This window comes from Larkinella ripae, assembly GCF_054780775.1.
The window spans coordinates 362,652-379,803 of record NZ_BAAGVR010000028.1 but is presented as its reverse complement, the minus strand read 5'-3'; the positions used below and the strand labels follow the sequence as shown (position 1 = coordinate 379,803).

The 17,152-nt window shown below is 51.3% G+C and carries 18 protein-coding genes; 11 read left to right on the top strand and 7 right to left on the bottom strand.

Annotated features, from left to right (window positions below):
* Window positions 1–6 precede the first annotated feature (6 nt).
* The 4 genes from ACYVHX_RS23405 to ACYVHX_RS23390 all read right to left on the bottom strand — a co-directional run bounded on the left by ACYVHX_RS23405 (window position 7) and on the right by ACYVHX_RS23390 (window position 4,382).
* Complete coding sequence (locus ACYVHX_RS23405) at window positions 7–2,286, bottom strand: OmpA family protein (protein ID WP_460674125.1); 2,280 nt, start codon at window positions 2,284–2,286, stop codon at window positions 7–9.
* Window positions 2,287–2,391: 105 nt separating this feature from the next.
* On the bottom strand, window positions 2,392–3,777 hold the full coding sequence (tilS, locus tag ACYVHX_RS23400) for a tRNA lysidine(34) synthetase TilS (protein ID WP_460674124.1): 1,386 nt from the start codon (window positions 3,775–3,777) through the stop codon (window positions 2,392–2,394).
* A 46-nt stretch (window positions 3,778–3,823) separates the two neighbouring features.
* Window positions 3,824–4,093 carry a hypothetical protein gene (locus tag ACYVHX_RS23395; protein ID WP_460674123.1) on the bottom strand — a complete coding sequence of 90 codons (270 nt, stop codon included), beginning with the start codon at window positions 4,091–4,093 and terminating at the stop codon, window positions 3,824–3,826.
* Between the two features lie 133 nt (window positions 4,094–4,226).
* Complete coding sequence (locus ACYVHX_RS23390; RefSeq protein WP_460674122.1) at window positions 4,227–4,382, bottom strand: hypothetical protein; 156 nt, start codon at window positions 4,380–4,382, stop codon at window positions 4,227–4,229.
* Window positions 4,383–4,471: 89 nt separating this feature from the next.
* Between ACYVHX_RS23390 and ACYVHX_RS23385 the strand changes: the two genes are divergently transcribed.
* The 11 genes from ACYVHX_RS23385 to ACYVHX_RS23335 all read left to right on the top strand — a co-directional run bounded on the left by ACYVHX_RS23385 (window position 4,472) and on the right by ACYVHX_RS23335 (window position 14,441).
* Window positions 4,472–6,448, top strand: coding sequence for an OstA-like protein (locus ACYVHX_RS23385; protein WP_460674121.1), 1,977 nt, complete (start codon window positions 4,472–4,474; stop codon window positions 6,446–6,448).
* A 214-nt stretch (window positions 6,449–6,662) separates the two neighbouring features.
* A complete protein-coding gene (locus tag ACYVHX_RS23380; RefSeq protein WP_460674120.1) occupies window positions 6,663–7,265 on the top strand; it encodes a T9SS type A sorting domain-containing protein in 603 nt (200 codons plus the stop codon).
* A gap of 140 nt (window positions 7,266–7,405) precedes the next feature.
* Window positions 7,406–8,287, top strand: a complete 882-nt coding sequence (locus ACYVHX_RS23375; RefSeq protein ID WP_460674119.1) for an outer membrane protein assembly factor BamD — start codon at window positions 7,406–7,408, stop codon at window positions 8,285–8,287.
* Window positions 8,288–8,334: 47 nt separating this feature from the next.
* Window positions 8,335–8,655 carry a DNA-directed RNA polymerase subunit omega gene (locus ACYVHX_RS23370; protein WP_460674118.1) on the top strand — a complete coding sequence of 107 codons (321 nt, stop codon included), beginning with the start codon at window positions 8,335–8,337 and terminating at the stop codon, window positions 8,653–8,655.
* A 122-nt stretch (window positions 8,656–8,777) separates the two neighbouring features.
* Window positions 8,778–9,995 (top strand): bifunctional phosphopantothenoylcysteine decarboxylase/phosphopantothenate--cysteine ligase CoaBC, encoded by a 1,218-nt coding sequence (gene coaBC / locus ACYVHX_RS23365; protein WP_460674117.1) that lies wholly within the window; start codon window positions 8,778–8,780, stop codon window positions 9,993–9,995.
* Window positions 9,992–10,909 (top strand): type IX secretion system protein PorD, encoded by a 918-nt coding sequence (gene porD, locus ACYVHX_RS23360; RefSeq protein WP_460674116.1) that lies wholly within the window; start codon window positions 9,992–9,994, stop codon window positions 10,907–10,909. Before coaBC ends, porD begins: the two co-directional genes overlap by 4 nt.
* Window positions 10,910–10,912: 3 nt before the next feature.
* Complete coding sequence (locus ACYVHX_RS23355; RefSeq protein ID WP_460674115.1) at window positions 10,913–11,155, top strand: hypothetical protein; 243 nt, start codon at window positions 10,913–10,915, stop codon at window positions 11,153–11,155.
* A 9-nt stretch (window positions 11,156–11,164) separates the two neighbouring features.
* Complete coding sequence (gene recN / locus ACYVHX_RS23350; RefSeq protein ID WP_460674114.1) at window positions 11,165–12,826, top strand: DNA repair protein RecN; 1,662 nt, start codon at window positions 11,165–11,167, stop codon at window positions 12,824–12,826.
* A gap of 29 nt (window positions 12,827–12,855) precedes the next feature.
* Window positions 12,856–13,290, top strand: coding sequence for a hypothetical protein (locus ACYVHX_RS23345; RefSeq protein ID WP_460674113.1), 435 nt, complete (start codon window positions 12,856–12,858; stop codon window positions 13,288–13,290).
* Between the two features lie 63 nt (window positions 13,291–13,353).
* Entirely contained in the window at window positions 13,354–14,001 is a 648-nt protein-coding gene (locus ACYVHX_RS23340; protein WP_460674112.1) for an SCO family protein, read from the top strand.
* The gene (locus ACYVHX_RS23335; RefSeq protein ID WP_460674111.1) at window positions 13,998–14,441 is read left to right on the top strand and encodes a c-type cytochrome; all 444 of its coding nucleotides are present in this window, start codon (window positions 13,998–14,000) and stop codon (window positions 14,439–14,441) included. The genes ACYVHX_RS23340 and ACYVHX_RS23335 overlap by 4 nt, the downstream gene beginning before the upstream one ends.
* On the opposite strand, the gene lptC is transcribed toward ACYVHX_RS23335, so the two are convergent.
* The 3 genes from lptC to ACYVHX_RS23320 form a co-directional block, all read right to left on the bottom strand.
* The gene (gene lptC, locus ACYVHX_RS23330; protein ID WP_460674110.1) at window positions 14,438–14,956 is read right to left on the bottom strand and encodes an LPS export ABC transporter periplasmic protein LptC; all 519 of its coding nucleotides are present in this window, start codon (window positions 14,954–14,956) and stop codon (window positions 14,438–14,440) included. The genes ACYVHX_RS23335 and lptC overlap by 4 nt on opposite strands.
* Before the next feature lie 138 nt (window positions 14,957–15,094).
* Window positions 15,095–16,384, bottom strand: coding sequence for a hypothetical protein (locus ACYVHX_RS23325; RefSeq protein WP_460674109.1), 1,290 nt, complete (start codon window positions 16,382–16,384; stop codon window positions 15,095–15,097).
* Complete coding sequence (locus ACYVHX_RS23320; protein ID WP_460674108.1) at window positions 16,368–17,099, bottom strand: type III pantothenate kinase; 732 nt, start codon at window positions 17,097–17,099, stop codon at window positions 16,368–16,370. The genes ACYVHX_RS23325 and ACYVHX_RS23320 overlap by 17 nt, the downstream gene beginning before the upstream one ends.
* Window positions 17,100–17,152 lie beyond the last annotated feature (53 nt).

The following is a 17,152-nucleotide window of genomic DNA, read 5'->3' as shown; positions in this document are numbered from 1 at the left end:
CGGTTTTTACTGCACGGCCACAATTTTAAACTCGGTGCGCCGGTTTTGCTGGTGTTTGCTTTCCGGACAGGCCACCTCGTCGGTACAGCCGTTCAGAATTTCGGTTTCGCCGTATCCCTGCGCACTCAGACGCCTGGGATCAATGCCGTGGTTGACCAGGTAATCCACCGTTGCCCGCGCCCGGTACGTCGACAGTTGCAGGTTGTAGGCGTCGTTGGCCCGGCTGTCGGTATGCGACCGCAGTTCAATTTTCATTTCCGGAAATTTGCGCAGCAGGGTTGCCACATGATCCAGCTCACGGGCGGCATCGGGACGGATGAAAAATTTGTTGTAATCGTAATAGATATTTTTCAACTCAAACACATCCCCCTCGCCGTAAATACCCTGCTGTTTTTCAATTAATTTGGGATTTTTTCCAGTTTTCAGTTTCGGCAACTGTTCTTTGCTGGCCGTATACCGGTTTTTCTGGGTCGTTAGCGTATACGGCGCGCCCGGTTTCATTTCAAATTCATACTTCCCGTCGGCACCGGTCACCACCTTCTGCTCCGACTGATCCTTGTCGTTGCGTAATGTGACGGTAACCCCCGGCGCGGGCTGCTGATTCACCTCCGTTTTCACCGTTCCTTTTACCAGCGTATTTTCGCTTTTTTCCAGGTAAATCGATACCGTCATCACCGGATTTTCCGATTGGGTCATGGTTGAAAACCGGATGCTGTTGGGGGCATAGCCTTCCTTGATGGCTTTGAATTCGTAGTCGATGTTGGCATCCACGCAAAAACCGGACTTTCCGTCGGGCCCCGTGAACCGCAGGTCCTGGTTGACACCGGCTTTAATCACCCGCACGTCGGCAACCGCAATCGGCTCGTTGGTCTTGGAATCATAAACAAAAATATTCAACTGCTTGCAGGTCCGCCGGAAACTGTAAATATTGTCGTCGCTGGAGCCCCGTTTCCGGTTGCTGCTGAAATAGCCGGAGGCCCGGTTGCCCGTCGAAATCAGGCCAAAATCGTCTTTTTCCGAATTGATCGGATACCCCATGTTCTGCACCCCCTTGAACGCAATGCCCTCCCGGAGTTCGGCGTAAAACAGGTCCAGCCCACCCAGTCCTTCGTGGCCGTCGGACGAGAAATACAGGGTATTGGTTTCGTCAACGTACGGGAACATTTCGTTGCCTTCCGTGTTGATTTCCCGGCCCATATTGACCGGCGTCGACCATTGTCCGTCTTTGTACTCGACGACGTAAATATCCGTTCCGCCAAAACCGCCGGGCATATCCGACACAAAAAAGAGTTTGGAATCGTCGGGCGATAAGGCGGGGTGCCCCACCGAGTAATCGTTGCTGCAAAACGGCAGTTCTTCCACCTTTTGCCAGCTTCCCTTAACATTTTCGGCCGTGTACAGCTTCAGTTTCCGCACCCCGTCGGCGCTCTTTCCGCCTTTTCCCCGGGCGGTGTTGTTTCGGGTGAAAACAACCCGGCTCTGGTCCTTGAAAAACGTCATGGGCCCTTCGTGGTATTTGGTATTGAGCGTCCGGCTGAACACCTCGGTTTTGGAGAGCGGTTTTTCTTCCAGCGAAGCGACTTCCACAGCATCAGCGGTAACATTTCCTCCACCCAGCGAAGCCACCTGGGCGGCCAGATCAACGTTTTTGTGCAGCTCGGCGGTGTCCGGAAAAAAATACAAATCCAGAAACGGGGTCTGGTTCCAGCCAAAAACCCGCTTGACCGGACCGGATTCGTCCCGCGCCGAAACGAAGACCAGGCCGTTCTGGTAATACATCGGACTGAAGTCAGCCTGCCGGGAATTGATCGGCAAAAAATCGACCCGGAAGGAGGACGAATCCTGATAAAACCGGTTCAGATCCATGTACGACACGGTGAATTTCCGGCCCCGCAAATCTTCTTTCTGTTTTTCACCGTATTTGCTATACATCTTCTGTGAATCGCGGTATTTGCCATTGGCCGCCAGAGCCTGGGCATAATACAGGTAATTCTTCGAGTCGGTTTCGGGAAATTCCTTCAGCAGGTCGGCATAGATCCGCTCCGCGTTTTTCGTTTCCTGCAAAGCGCGGTAACTATACGCCAGTTTGGTATACGCTTCCTGGGTTTCGGCAGGGTCCTTGCGTTTGTCCGACCGCAGGAAATCCTCGTAGGCGCGGGCGGCATTTACGTAAGCCAGATTCTCAAACTGTTTATTAGCCGCTTTTAGGCGCGCACTTTGTGCCTGCACCGTCAGTGCCAGTATATTCAAAACCGCACTTAGCAGCAACAGTCGTCCGTAGTTCATGGTGAAATGAAAGGGTTTTCACCCTAGATTCCAACAAAACCAGTGCCAAAATTGCTTGTACATCGCACTTTGATCAGCATAGCTTCCGAAATACCGGCGCGATGGCTACGATTGACTAACTTTCTGTTCGATCAGCAGAATGCGCCGGGTCTGGCTGGTGATCCGGAAATGATCATCGGGTCGATAACCGATCAGCCAGGCGATTCGGTTACCCGACAGCAGCACCGTACCGTGGCGTCGTTCCGTGACTGATACTTTTCTGTTGGTCAGAAAGTTGCCAACCGACTGACTTCCTTTTAAACCCAATGGGCGAAAGCGGTCGCCGGTTTGCCAGCGCCGGATGGTCAGTGGCCATTGCAGCCGGTCGGCATCCAGGCAGGCAATCTGCGGATGGGCCGGAATCTGAAAGCCTTCGCTCGGTTCAATCAAGGTCCAATGCAGCCCATATTCACCAAAAACCGGTATGACGGAATCCGGCAAGGAACGGATCACAACCTGCTCGTTATCAGCCGCCTGAAGAGGTTCAATGAGTAAAAAATCCCGGTCCCGAATTACCCGGTGCGTGGCCGAGAAAAAAGTTTGGCCAAAACCGGCGGAGCGAACGGCTTCGGTGAGCGGCCCAAGCTGGGCGTATTGAAAACCGTACGGTTTCAGCCATTCGGCCAGCCGGTATTCCCATTCCGGCAGGTCAATCAATCGCTGCACCGGCAAAGCAACCCCATTCAGGCGGTTCTGGGCGAGCGTTTCCCAGGATTGGCGTATTTCCCGCCCGACCAGGGCATCGGCCGCCCGGATGCGCGCCAGCGTGGTCTGCAACGTCAGCACCAGATTGGGATTGATTTCTTTCAAAACCGGAATCACCTGGTGGCGAAGGCGGTTTCGGCGGTAATAGTCCGACGCATTGGAGCTATCCTCCCGCCATGCCAGCGCGTGCTGGCGGGCGTGTGCTTCCAGGCAAGCCCGGTCGGCAAACCAGAGCGGCCGGATGACGCGCCCCTGCCGGACCGGAATGCCCCGCAAACCGCTCAGGCCAGTGCCCCGAACGAGGTTCAGCAAAACCGTCTCCAGCACGTCGTCCTGGTGGTGCGCCGTAGCAATGCACTCATAGCCAGAATCTTTTGCAATTTTCTCAAACCATTCGTAGCGAAACTGACGGGCTGCCATCTGGGTCGAAAAACCGGATTTGGGAGCTTGTTGTTTCGCGGGCATCCGCACCGTATGAAACCGCACACCGTGCCGTTCCGCCAGCGCCCGGACAAATGCTTCATCGCCTTCCGATTCGTCCCCGCGCAGTTGGAAGTTGACGTGGGCGATGCCGTATTGAAACCCTGCCAACCGAAACAAATCCGCCATCACCACCGAGTCGATTCCTGCGCTGACCGTCAGCAGGATCCGGTCGCCCGGATCGAATAGGCGTTGCGACTCCACAAAGTTCCGGAAATCAGCGCATAGATCCTTACGGGGGAAATCGTGTTGGGTATCCGGTTTCATTTAACGTTTGGTTACTTGACAGGGACAGAGCGAAGCAAAGCCGGCCTTACCGGGCCATATTCGACTTGGTTAAATCCTTCTTCTGCAAGGCTTTCCCCTGGTCAATCAGTTCCTGATACGTAAAATCTTCATTGCGGACATCGTTGACATCATTCTCGACGGTGGCCCGGTTGAAGGCCGATCGATTGGCCGAGTCAGCGTGGTCGGCCATCACCTCCGAATACTTTTCCTTTTCGTATTTCTTGTCCAATGGATCGCAGCTCAGCAGTGCTGTTGAGAGCGCCAAAATCAGCAGTAAGGGTCCGTGTTTTTTCATGGCTGCTTATAGTAGCCGGGGTCAATCCGGCCGGGCTAATGTTAAAAATCAAGATTGAATAGGGAACCGTTGCCAAAACCGGCCTGATTCACTGGCTGTTATTTCCATCTTTTCCTTTCATTCAGGTAATGATTTAGGCGGTTTTGGTGTTAATAAAACTTAAAAGCCGGAAGTTATCAACCCGGTTTTTGATCAAATACCTAATTTTGCAGTAGTAAATGATCTGAACCTGACGGACAGGAATCAACGGATTCATGCCGACCAGCATCCATTTTTGCCGCTGGCTCATCGGATTTACCTGGAAAACCGGCTCAAATCAAAGATTTTTTTTCCATGCATCGCAACCCTTTGAATAAAACGTGCGTCTATAGTAACAAAATGATACACAGGCTTCTGGTTTTGCTACTGGTTTTGCTGGCGGGTACGGCAAACGCTCAGACTGGCAGTCCCTCGGCGGGTGGTACGGATGATATTGTGCTTCTGAAACGCTCCGACCAGCTGGAAGGTTTGCAAGTAGGAACGGAAGAAATTCGAAAACTGACGGGCAATGTCCATCTCCAGCATAAAAATATGCAGATGTACTGCGACCGGGCGATCCAGAATCTGACCACCAACGTCATTGAAGCCTACGGAAATGTGCGCATGACGCAGGGGGATACGCTGAGTGTGAAGGGCGATACGGTTTTTTATTATGGCACCAGCCGGCAAGCCAATGTGACGGGCCGAACGGTGGTTCTGAAAGACCGGAAAATGACGCTGACCACCCGAAAACTGGAATACGACATGGCCAACGGCATTGCGCATTACCCCGTTAATGGCCGGATCGTTGACCGGGAAAACATTCTGACCAGCCGGGAAGGCTATTACGATACGCGGACCAAGTTGTTTACGTTTCGGGAGAATGTCAAACTGCTGAACCCGCAGTATACGCTGACCGCCGACTCGCTGCTGTATAATTCATTCAGCAAGATTGCCACGTTTCAGGGGCCCACGAAAATTGTGAGCAAGGAAGGAACGCTGATTGCCAAAGACGGGGATTATAATACGGTGTCACGGTTGTCGAATTTTCAACGGCGGGCCACCATCGAAACCGAGAAATATACGCTGACGGGCGATACGCTGTTTGGAAACAACGCCAATGACTTTTACACCGCCCGCGGGAACGTCATTCTGTTTGCGAAAGGCGATAAAACGATCCTGACCGGCGATTTTGGCCGGTATAATCGAAAAGCGGGCGTCGCCCGGATGATTGGTCGGGCGCTCGTCAAGAGCATTACCAGTTCGGATACGCTGTACATGCGGGCGGATACGCTCTGGTCGTTTGAGCTTCCCAACCCGAAACGGCTCAAAGGAAGCAAAACGGCGGATTCGACTTACCGGCGGCTGATCGGTCAGAAAAATGTGCTGGTTTACAAGAATGATTTGCAGAGTAAATGTGATTCCATTGTGTACGAAACCGCTGATTCGACGATCTTTTTTTTCCGGGACCCGATCGTGTGGAGTACGAATTATCAGATGGAAGGCGATTCAATAACGGCCCTGATGAAAAATAACCGGATTAACAAAATGTTACTTCGGGGCCATTCTTTCGTCATATCACAGGATACATTGCTGAATTTTAACCAGGTAAAAGGCCGGACCCTGACATCCTATTTCGCATACGACCGAAAACTGGACCGCTCGGATATTGATCACGTTGTTGTGGAAGGTAATGGTGAGAGCCTCTATTTCGCCGTCGACGATAACAATAAAATGGTGGGAATGAACCGGGTCCTATGCAGTAAAATGACCATCCGGTTCGCCGACCGGAAAGTCAAGAAAATCAGTTTCTACGGGCAGCCAGACTCCAAGCTGGTTCCTCCGCAGGAAATGAAAGAAAGTGAAAAAAAACTGGATGGGTTCAACTGGCGGATCGCCGAGCGCCCCACCAAAGCCCGCGTGACCGGACTGGTGGATTCAACGGCGACGCCACCAGTTCTTGCCGGTAAAAAACCGGTCAACAACGTTCTTGCTCCGGCCGATGCATCGGCCACGATCAAACGGGAAATACCGACAAGCGAGGCCAAAATTAAAAGCCTGATCCGGTCGACTCCGGCCAAGGCACCAGAAAAAACAACGGGTATCGAGCCTAGTCCAACCCTGACACTACCGCCGGTTCCGCCGGTTGAAGTCAAAAAACCGGTGGTGACTGAAAAGAAAACCGCGCAACCGGCTGACAGTGTATCGACCGGTTTCATGAAAAAACCGGATGTTCTTTCGAAACCAGCGGGCCAAAACATCGTTCCGCCGGTAGGGGAAGAAAGCGATCTGGAACGGGAGTTGAACAAGAAACCGGTGCGAAAAACCGGCAACTAAATAATTTTTGACAAAAATTTCGCGTCGCTTTAAACCTTTGGAGTGCGTTTAGGTTCTAACTGACAAAAAAGCAGAAGAAAAACAATTTTTTGAGGAAGTGGTCGTTGACTTTCTCCTTTTTTTAAATATGTTTGTGATGGGGTACTATATCCATCCAGTTATTGAATGAATTTCTATGAAACAACCTGTACGTTTATATGCCTGGTTAACCGGATTGGCACTTCTGGTATCGCAGAGCCTCATGGCGCAGAGCGATAGCAGCAAGCCCAAAAGCCGATTGGAGTTGGGGCAAAAACCCGCGGCAACGAGCCGTGTGATTCAAACCCGCAACTTCCCTTTCCTGAAAAACCAGACCATCACCAGCCTGGATCGTGGAGCGACTGCTCAGAAAAACGCTACGCTCAATCAGTTTTACCGCAATCAGTTACAAACTACATCGTCCGTCAAAACGCCGGCCCGCACGGCCAGTTCAGAACCCCGAAATTTGGTTGCGGTTGAAAACAGCTCGAACACTGCGGAAACCCAGAAGGTTGACGAAAGTATGTATACCAACGAGCTGATCACGGTTTCTAATATTTACCCAAATCCGGCCGATAAAAGTGCAGAAATTGATTATCAAATTTTCGGCCCGGTGAAAGACGCCAAGCTTATTTTTCAAAGTGTTCTCGGGGCCCAGGTGGGCGAATATGTTCTGGATCGGAACGAACGGAAAATCCGGATCGTGACCAGCGGAATGCCCCACGGAATGTACTTTTATAAATTATCACTGGACGGAAAAACAATGGCCACCAAAAAATTAATGGTTAGCCACCAATGATCTTACCCTCCATTTCGGATAGGCAGTAGGCAGTGCGCTGTTTACTGCTTATTTTTTGTACGCTACTCCCCTCTTATTCTGCACTATTTACGGCCCGTAATCGTTAGTCTTACAGAGATTTTTATTAATTTTGCATCCTTATGCAGCAATTTTGGAAAGCAGGTACGTTAGTGGTCGTGCTGCTGGTGATGATCACATCGTGCAGCCCCTTTCAGAAGTTACAGAAAACCGGCACCGATGAGCAGAAGTATCAGGCAGCCGTAGCGTATTTTAAAAAAGGAGAATTTTATAAAGCCGGACTGTTGTTCGAAGAATTGATTCCCATTCTGAAAGGAAGCACGGAATCGGAAATGGCCCAATTTTACCGGGCTCACTGCGAATACCAGCAACAGAACTACCAGTTGTCGGCGTTTCACTTCAAGCAGTTTTACGAAACCTTCGCCCGGAGTGACTACGCGCACGAGGCCATGTATTTCTACGCGCTTTCGCTTTACAAGGATTCCCCCAATTACAACCTGGACCAGTCGAACACCCTGACGGCTATGGCCGCCTTGCAGGATTTCATCAATGCGAATCCGCAAAGCCCATTTCGGCAGGAGTGCACGCAGTACATCACGGTTTTGCGGGACAAACTCGAACTGAAAGCCTACGACAAGGCCAAACAATATTATAAAACCAGTTCGGCCAACATTTTCAATTACCGTTCGGCGGTGGTTTCGATCACCAACTTTCTGCGAGAATACCCGGATTCAAAGTACAACGAAGAACTGGCGTATCTACGGGTCGATTCGCAGTACCATCTGGCCAAAAACAGCTTCGCCGACAAGCTGAAAGAACGGCATCAGGACGTGGTGACGTATTACCTGGCGCTGGTTGACAAGTTTCCGAAAAGTACGGAACTGAAAAAAGCCGAACGGATGTACGAAGACAGCCGGAAAGAACTGGAAACGATTGCCAGTCAGGAAAAAGAAAAATTGAACCAGCAGCAGAAACCCGCAAAAGTTACGGCAACAGCCCAGTAACTGGCGGTTTCTGAAGGTATTAATCAGACAATTGTAACTCATTCATTATGGCAAATAATCCTTCTATCATCACCCGCGATACCGACAAGATTGCGGCCGCAACGGGTAACCTGTACGAATCCGTCTCGATTATTTCCAAACGGGCGCGGCAGATTTCGAGCAAAATGAAAGAAGAGCTCAGCAATAAACTTTCCGAATTTGCGTCGGCCGTCGACAACCTGGAGGAAGTATTCGAAAACCGCGAGCAGATCGAAATTTCAAAATACTACGAGCGGTTGCCGAAGCCGACCACCGTTGCAACCGACGAGTTTCTGGAAGGTAAATTGCAGTGGCGTACCGTTGAGGAAGAAACGAACACCTCGCTCTAATTTTTTCAGGTAAGTACAAGGCTAAGCGAAGAAGCACAGAGACCACGGAGAAAACCGCCAATGCGACCTCTCTCTGTGATCGTTGTGCTTCTTCGCTTAGCTTTGTGTTTTAGATTGTGGTTATGTCTCATCTGGCCGGGAAAAAGATACTTCTTGGGGTAACAGGCAGCATCGCGGCTTACAAGTCGGCTTTGCTGATCCGGTTGCTGGTGAAACGCGGAGCCGATGTGCAGGTTCTGATGACACCGGCGGCCAAAGATTTTACTACCCCGCTGACCCTGGCCACCCTGTCGAAACGCCCCGTCCTTTCCGAGTTCATCAACCAGTCTTCGGGCGACGGCCAGTGGAACAACCACGTCGATCTGGCGCTTTGGGCGGATTTGATGGTGATCGCTCCCGTATCGGCGCACACGCTGGCCAAGCTGGCCCACGGTTTTTGTGACGATTTAGTATCGGCGGTTTATCTTTCGGCCAAGTGTCCGGTTTTTCTGGCTCCCGCCATGGATCTGGACATGTACCGCCATCCCGCAACGCTGGAAAATCTTCGGCGGCTGGAGTCCTTTGGTAACCAGCTCATTCAAGCCCAACACGGCGAACTGGCAAGCGGTCTGGTGGGCGAAGGAAGGCTGGCGGAACCGGAACACATTGTGGAAGACCTGGAACGGCATTTTGCCCACCGGCCGGTTTTTCGGCACAAAAGGGTGCTGATTACGGCCGGTCCCACGCAGGAGCCAATCGACCCGGTACGGTTTATCAGCAATCATTCGAGTGGTAAAATGGGGTACGCCATCGCACGGGCATTTGCCCACGCCGGGGCCGACGTTACGCTCGTCAGCGGCCCAACGGTGCTGCCTCTCCCCGACCCCACCATTCGGCGAATTCAGGTACGTTCGGCGCAGGAAATGTACGAAGCCACGGCGGAAGAATTTCCCAAAGCTCAAGTAGTCATACTGGCGGCTGCCGTAGCCGATTATACGCCCCTCCACCCGGCCGACCAGAAAATAAAGAAGAAAGAAGCGACCTTCGATCTGGAAATGGCTAAAACCGTCGATATTGCGGCCACCCTGGGCCAGCAGAAACGACCGGACCAGATTACGGTCGGTTTTGCGCTGGAAACGCAGAACGAACGAGCCAATGCCACGGCGAAGCTGCGGGCCAAAAATTTTGACTTTATCGTCTTGAATTCGCTGCGCGATTCAGGAGCCGGTTTTGGGCACGATACCAACAAAATTACCGTTATTGATAAAGACGAACGGGTTTACGAATTTGATCTGAAAGCAAAGGACAAAGTGGCCGAAGATTTGCTCAATCTCGTTCAGGAACAGCTATCGATGGTATGAAAATTCAATTACTTTTTCTGATCGTAGCGGCTTGGATTGGCTTGTCGGCCAGAATGGCCCTGGCGCAGGAACTAAACTGTCAGGTAACGGTTAACTTTAACCAGGCGAATTCGACGCAGGTGACTGACCGCCAGATCTTTCCGCAGCTTCAGGGCTTTATTACCGACTTCATGAACAACCGGCGCTGGACCAGTGATGCCTTCAATCCGGAAGAACGAATCAACTGCAAGCTGATCATCGACATTTTAAAAGTACCCGCCCAGAATTACTACGAAGGGCGCGCTCAGGTGATTGTGATGCGGCCGGTTTATGGATCCAACTATGAGACGGTTACGCTCCGGTATATTGACAACTCCTTTAACTTTCCGTACCGTCCGAACGATCCGATGTATTACAACGAGAACGCCTATTCAAGCGAACTCACTTCGTTGCTGGCCTTTCACGCCCTGATTGCGCTGGGCGTCGACTATGATTCGTTCGGAAAACAGGGCGGGAAGCTGTTTTTTCAGCGGGCTTACAATGTGATGTCGCTGGCCAACCAAACCGTCGGCGGAGGTGCCTGGGGTGCTCAGGGCGATATTCGAAACCGCTACTGGCTGATTGAAAATCTGCAAAGCCAGCAGTTTATTCCCTATCACGATGCGTTGTATACCTACCATCGTCAGGCGCTGGATAATTTCACAACCAATCCAACCGGCTCCCGTCAGCAGGTTCTGGATGTATTGACGACCATCCGGCAGGTAAGCCAGCAACGGCCCAACTCCATTGTAGTCAACACGTTTTTTGACGCCAAAGGCGAAGAATTGTTCAACATTATGAACGAAGGTTCGCGCGATGAACGGCAGAAGGCTTTCACGCTCCTGTCCACGCTCGACCCGGCCAAAACCGAAGTTTACCGGAAGTTACTCCGATAATTCATGGGGAAACGCTTAATTCGCATTCGGGCTACGGAACTTCTGAACAACTGGACCGCTGAAACGGTTGCCCAATTGATCAATGCGGAGGTGAATGTGGTTTTTATCGACGGGCGAACCCTGCGGGGCCGGCTAATCGAAAAACTAGGCGCTGACCTGTCGGTCCGGGATCACCGGAACCACGGGCACATTGTTCCCATTCAGACCATTGAGGAAGTTATTCTGGACGAAAAGGCTCCTTTTTAGAATTTTGCCATGCTCTCGCATTTACTGATAAAAAACTACGCCCTGATTGAACATCTGGAAATGGACCCTGCCACCGCCCTCAACATCATTACGGGCGAAACCGGGGCTGGCAAATCCATTATGCTCGGTGCCATTGGGTTGCTGATGGGAAACCGGGCGGATGTGAAAGCCCTGTACAATCCGGACGAAAAGTGTGTCATCGAAGGTTTTTTCGACGTCTCGGGCTATGTCATCGAGAATTTATTTGATGAGGAAAACCTCGACTACGACACGACCTGCGTGGTTCGGCGCGAAATCAGCCCCAGCGGCAAATCCCGCGCCTTCGTCAACGACACCCCGGTAACGCTCGATATTCTGCGCCGGGTGACCAGCCAGTTAATGGATATCCATTCGCAGCACGATTCGGTTTTGCTGGGTTCCAATGAATACCAGTTGCAGATTGTCGATACCTACGCCCAGAACGATCCTTTACTGCGTCAGTACCGCAACGATTACCGGATTTTCCGGCTCACCCAGGAAGCCTACGACCAGTTGCTGACCGAAACGGCCGCGATGAAAAAGGAGTTTGACTACAACAATTTTCTGTACGAAGAACTTCATAAGCTGGAACTACAAGCCGACGAACAGGAGCTGCTGGAGCAGGAATTAACCATTCTGGAAAACGCGGAAGACATCAAGGAACGGCTTCAGTTGTCATCGGATTACCTGGATAATGCCGAACAGTCGGTGGTGGTATACCTGAAAAATGTCGTCAATAACCTGAATTACGTCACGCGGTTGGCCGACCGTTTCGGCTTGATTCGCGACCGCGCCCAAAGCGCCCTGATCGAACTCCGCGATCTGGCCAACGAAATCAACACGGAAGGAGATCATATCGAGACGAATGATACGCGCGCCGAATCCGTCCGCGAGCGTCTGAACCTGATTTATCAGCTGCAAACCAAACACGCCGTCAAAACCGTTGCGGAACTGCTGGCAATCCAGACTGACCTGGAGAGAAAAGTAAGCAAGATTCTGAATTCGGACGAAGAACTGGCGCGGGTGAAAGCCGAAAATGAAGCTGCTCTGCAACAGTTGATGGCCAGCGCCGAGGTCCTTTCGGCTTCGCGCGCCGAGGTTATTCCGCAGATTGAGAAACAGGTGGGCAGCCTGCTGGCCGATTTGGGGATGCCCAATGCATCGTTAAAAATCAATCTGGAAACCGCCAAACCCACCAACAACGGCATCGATACGGTTTCGTTTCTTTTCAGTGCCAACAAAGGCGTAAAACCGCAGCAATTGAAAAACGTCGCATCGGGTGGTGAATTTTCCCGGCTCATGATGGCGATTAAGTACATTCTGGCCAGCAAACGCTCGTTGCCGACCATCATTTTTGACGAAATCGACACGGGAGTTTCCGGTGAGATTGCCATCAAGATGGGAAATATGATGCGCGACATGGCCCACAGCCACCAGATTATTGCGATCACGCACCTGCACCAGATTGCCGCGCAGGGAAAAGCCCATTATTTTGTTTACAAGGACAATTCGGGCAACCGGACCGTGAGCCGGGTCAAAAAACTTACCTTCAACGAGCGGGTTCAGGAAATCGCCCAGATGATTGGTGGCAATAACCCGTCACCCAGCGTTTTAAAAAACGCCAAAGAACTTTTATCCCAGAAAGCTGCCTAAGTTTACGCATGAATCGTTCCTCTTATCCCATGAAAAAACTCCTCATTTCCGCCAGCATCCTCGGTGTTGCCTTCGCCAGCTGCCAGCCGTCCGACTCGAAAAAAGAAATCCAGCAGATGCAGGATCAGGTGATGGCGGTACACGACTCCATCATGCCAAAGGAGGATGTGATGCTGGATTTTAAAGAAAAAATAAGTCTGCAGATTGACAGTTTGTCAAAAATTACGCCGACCTCGGCCAGTTTAAAAAGCCGCCAGGATGAAGGTATGGCCATCAATCAGTCGCTAACCGAGGCCAATACCTTGATGTACGACTGGATGCACCACTACCGGGCCGATACCCTCAAAGGCATGGACGAAGCTCAGGCTAAGGCGTATCTGGATCGGGAATTGAAGCGGATAAACGAGGTCAAAGTGAAAATAAATGGTGGAATTGCCGAGGCTAAGAAATTCTTAGCGAACTAAGCGTGTTGATTACTATGAAACGTGTCGGTGTTCACCGTTTCAGTTCGTTAGCCTCCCATGAGTATGTTTTCAGTGCTTAAACCCGGTTTGCTGGTTGCCGTTGCAGCCCTTTTTGCCGCCTGCTCTTCGTCCGAAAACCGCCTGCCCATCTATGGCGAGCGTGATGCCGTTACCAAAGTCATTGATGGAAAAACCGTTACCGATACAGTTTATTATCAGATTCCGGCGTTTCAGTTTACCAATCAGGACAGTATGCCGGTTTCCGACAAAAACTTCGATGGCAAGATCTACGTCACCGATTTCTTTTTTGTTACCTGCCCCACGATTTGCCCGAAAATGAAAACCCAGATGAAGCGGGTTTATGATAAGTTCAAAGGCAATTCGGACGTCATGATTCTGTCACACACCATTGATCCCGAGCATGATACCCCGGCTGTTTTGAAAGAGTTTGCGGGCAATCTGGGCATTAATGGTCCACAGTGGCAATTCGTCACCGGTAAGAAAGAAGAAATTTTCAAAACCGGCAAAAGTTACATGGTGGTGGCGCAGGAAGATGCCGGGGCACCGGGCGGTTTGCTCCACAGCGGACATTTTGTCTTGGTCGATAAGGAAAAACACGTTCGGGGAATGTACGATGGCACCACGGAAGAAGGAGCCGACAAACTCATGGCGGATATGGATCGACTGCTTGCCGAATACCAGAAAAAATGAGGAAAGCAGCGGTTTATTTAGGTCTGATGTCGCTCTTTTTTCAAGTGGCCTGCCAGAGCCAGTCGGAGCTTAAACAGGAGAAATACTTTGTCGAAGGCTACCAGCTTTACACGCAGCACTGCGCCAATTGCCACCAGGAAGACGGCAAGGGGCTGGAAGCGCTTTATCCGCCCATCAACGGTTCGGATTACCTGAAAAATAAGGAAACGGTTATCTGCCTGATTCGCTACGGCCAACAGGGGCCCATCGTGGTCAATGGACGGAACTATAACCGCCCGATGCCAGCCAACCGTCAGTTAACCGACATCGACATTGCCGCAATAACCACCTACATTTACAACAAATGGGGAGACGAAGCCGTCATTACGGACGTGAAAGAAGCCAGTAAAATTCTGGATACGTGCCGGGTGCAGCGGGAACGGCAGGCGATTCCGAATTAATTGCTGCCCGCGAGCCGGAAAATACCGGTCGGTTTTCGGATAAAGTAGTGTGAGAACGTCTGATCGGTATCCAACCCGACACCTTCCAGCCGTTCGTTGGTTTTCTTACTGAGGATTTTGACCGGTTTTTCGGTGTAAACCTTCTTGGTAGTCGGATTCCAGTTCAGTTCCGGTGTGTATAACTCCTGATTCTTTTTCTTGTTAATCACCACCACATTCCCCATCACCCGGTAATAATTCTGGGCGTGAACATACCGGCCCGAATCGGCGCGCAAGGTCGTTTCCACCTGCCGGTCGGGACCATAAAATTCGATGTTGACGGTTTTTGGATAGACCCGGTCGTTGGACTGGAATTTATACTGCAAAGGCGTTTTCATTTTCACCTTCAGTTCTGCCGATTCGCTGTACAAAATCTGCACATCGTTGATCTCTTCTAACGGCCCGGTATACGGTTTTGATTTTTGGGCGGGCGGTTCCTCCCGGCAAGCCGTCAATCCAAACGTGAATAAACCCAATAGGAGTACTGAAACAGGAAACTTCGTAAGCATTGCAATCAATTGAAAACCATTCTATTCCCAAAAAACACCAGTTGGTCCGACATGGTTCGCAGCATTGAGTGAACGGTAAAAACCGGTGGTTCTTCCCAAACCGGCTTAATCAATCTTATACCGCTGAAACCAGGGTTGATTCAGCGACAGACCGATGCCAATTTTAAAATAGCGCTCCCGAATTTGTTCCGAAGCAAGGGTACCACGCTGCCCGCCCACCAGCGAAATCGTCAGCGAATTGACAAACTGGCCGACCGGCAGGGATGCGCCAATGCTGACACTCATGTCATCCGGCTGGTTTCCGCCAACGGCGTAAGGAAGTTTGGTGTAATTGAAGCCGAGCCGGTACGGGATCAGGTCGAGGTAACGCAACGAACGGGTTTTGGGCGTAAATTCCAGACCCGCCCCGATGGAATAACTGTCTTTCAGATTGCCCGGCGATCCGCCCAGCCGGGTGAATTTCGACCAGGGCTGGTAAGCGAAATCAATCCCAACGGCCAATTTTTGCGTTTTTTCAAGCACAATACCGCCTTTGAATTGAGCGGGTAAGGTAATCGATCCCCCATTGCGGGTGCTGAGCGTGTCCGGATTGGAAATCTGGGTGCCGCTGGCGTCGATTTGCTGATAGGTATCCACCGATTTTCCGCCGAGTTTGGTCATTGGATCAACCGTTGCGCCGACGTTCAGGAACCAGTCTTTGTTCAATTTGGGGCGCCAAACCGCGCCCAGTCGCCACACCAAATCACTGTAACTGGTTAAGGTAGAGCGCTTAACCGTGATGTCATTTCCGCCGATCAGCAAGCGGGAATCCGAATCGTCGGTGATGTTACCGAAGAGAAAAGCCGCTTCAAAACCCACAAAGAGGCTTTTAGTCAGGCTAAAACCGTTGGTAAACGTGGCCTTGTTGAGGCCGCCCCGACCGCGGTAAATGTATTCGGATTCGTAAATCGTGCCGGGCACTTTCTGATACTGCGTAGTTTGATAATCCACGTAACTGTAGGGCCGCAAACCAATGCCCGACGACCAGTACTTGGTAATCGGAAATGTAAACGTCAGGTAACTGAGGTTCGCACCAAAATCCTGCTGGTTCTGACCCCGGTTATCGGCAATCTGTTTGCTTTGGCCCAATAAACCGACCTCAAACAGGGTGTAGCGGTTTCGAACCAGCAAAGCCGGGTTGACACTGTTCAGAAAGAAACTGTTGGCATAGGCCGTTCCCAGTCCGCCCATACCCAGATTGGTAATGTTGCTGCTGCCGTAGATTTCACCAATGCCCAGCGACGAGTAGGGAGAATTGCCGATACCCTGCGCCTGGACGGGCGTCAATAGAGCCGTCCCGAGCAGGAAAAGGCCGGTAAATAAGACGGAATAACATCCGTTACGAAAAGTTGACATTATGTTGTAAAATACGATTCAATCCGATCAGTACTAGTTCCGGGACTACAAAGATGGGGGGTTTCAGGCTACTTTCAAAAAACGGAGCGTCTCCGCCACAGATTACCACCTTCACCGCCGGATTTTCCCGGCGATGGGCGTCGATGATTCCGTTCAGTTCGGCCAGCAAACCGTTGATTACACCGGCTTGCATGGCCTGACGGGTATTTTTACCCAGCAGGGAGGGTCGGCGTTCGTCGGGCTCAACCAGCGGCAATCTTTCTGTAAACGAATGCATCGCCCGAAATCGCATACGAAAACCGGGAGAAATCATCCCACCGTGAAAAACCGAGTCGGCGTCCACGTAATCGTAGGTCACACAGGTGCCCATGTCAATCACCAGACAGGCTTCCTGCGGAAACCGGACCTTGGCCCCCACTGCCGAGGCAATCCGGTCAGTGCCGAGCGTATTGGGCGTATCGTACCGCTTTTCCATGGGCACCGGCGTATTCCCATCCACCACCAGCCAGATCGTTTCCGGTTGCAGTGGCAACAACTCCCGCAATTGCTCCGCCGGGCGATTGGTGGACGAAATCACGACAGCGGCCGGCGGAGTCATCCCGACTAACTCCCGAACGTTTTCGACGGTCAGCTGCGAATACACGGCGGTTAATTCTCCCTTTTCAAAAAAACCGGCTTTAACGGCACTATTTCCCCAATCAATCGCGATGTTCATCGCTGCAAAAATTGCAAATAGGTACCAGATTCCTCAATTTTGGGTGTTAAAAT

Coding starts and splice junctions, on each gene's coding strand:
- porD (WP_460674116.1), top strand. CDS start 9,992: ATGAAAATTCAATTACTTTTTCTGATCGTAGCGGCTTGGATTGGCTTG.
- tilS (WP_460674124.1), bottom strand. CDS start 3,777: ATGAAACCGGATACCCAACACGATTTCCCCCGTAAGGATCTATGCGCT.
- ACYVHX_RS23370 (WP_460674118.1), top strand. CDS start 8,335: ATGGCAAATAATCCTTCTATCATCACCCGCGATACCGACAAGATTGCG.
- ACYVHX_RS23405 (WP_460674125.1), bottom strand. CDS start 2,286: ATGAACTACGGACGACTGTTGCTGCTAAGTGCGGTTTTGAATATACTG.
- ACYVHX_RS23340 (WP_460674112.1), top strand. CDS start 13,354: ATGTTTTCAGTGCTTAAACCCGGTTTGCTGGTTGCCGTTGCAGCCCTT.
- recN (WP_460674114.1), top strand. CDS start 11,165: ATGCTCTCGCATTTACTGATAAAAAACTACGCCCTGATTGAACATCTG.
- coaBC (WP_460674117.1), top strand. CDS start 8,778: ATGTCTCATCTGGCCGGGAAAAAGATACTTCTTGGGGTAACAGGCAGC.
- ACYVHX_RS23335 (WP_460674111.1), top strand. CDS start 13,998: ATGAGGAAAGCAGCGGTTTATTTAGGTCTGATGTCGCTCTTTTTTCAA.
- ACYVHX_RS23325 (WP_460674109.1), bottom strand. CDS start 16,384: ATGTCAACTTTTCGTAACGGATGTTATTCCGTCTTATTTACCGGCCTT.
- ACYVHX_RS23355 (WP_460674115.1), top strand. CDS start 10,913: ATGGGGAAACGCTTAATTCGCATTCGGGCTACGGAACTTCTGAACAAC.
- ACYVHX_RS23320 (WP_460674108.1), bottom strand. CDS start 17,099: ATGAACATCGCGATTGATTGGGGAAATAGTGCCGTTAAAGCCGGTTTT.
- ACYVHX_RS23385 (WP_460674121.1), top strand. CDS start 4,472: ATGATACACAGGCTTCTGGTTTTGCTACTGGTTTTGCTGGCGGGTACG.
- ACYVHX_RS23345 (WP_460674113.1), top strand. CDS start 12,856: ATGAAAAAACTCCTCATTTCCGCCAGCATCCTCGGTGTTGCCTTCGCC.
- ACYVHX_RS23375 (WP_460674119.1), top strand. CDS start 7,406: ATGCAGCAATTTTGGAAAGCAGGTACGTTAGTGGTCGTGCTGCTGGTG.
- ACYVHX_RS23395 (WP_460674123.1), bottom strand. CDS start 4,093: ATGAAAAAACACGGACCCTTACTGCTGATTTTGGCGCTCTCAACAGCA.
- ACYVHX_RS23390 (WP_460674122.1), bottom strand. CDS start 4,382: ATGAGCCAGCGGCAAAAATGGATGCTGGTCGGCATGAATCCGTTGATT.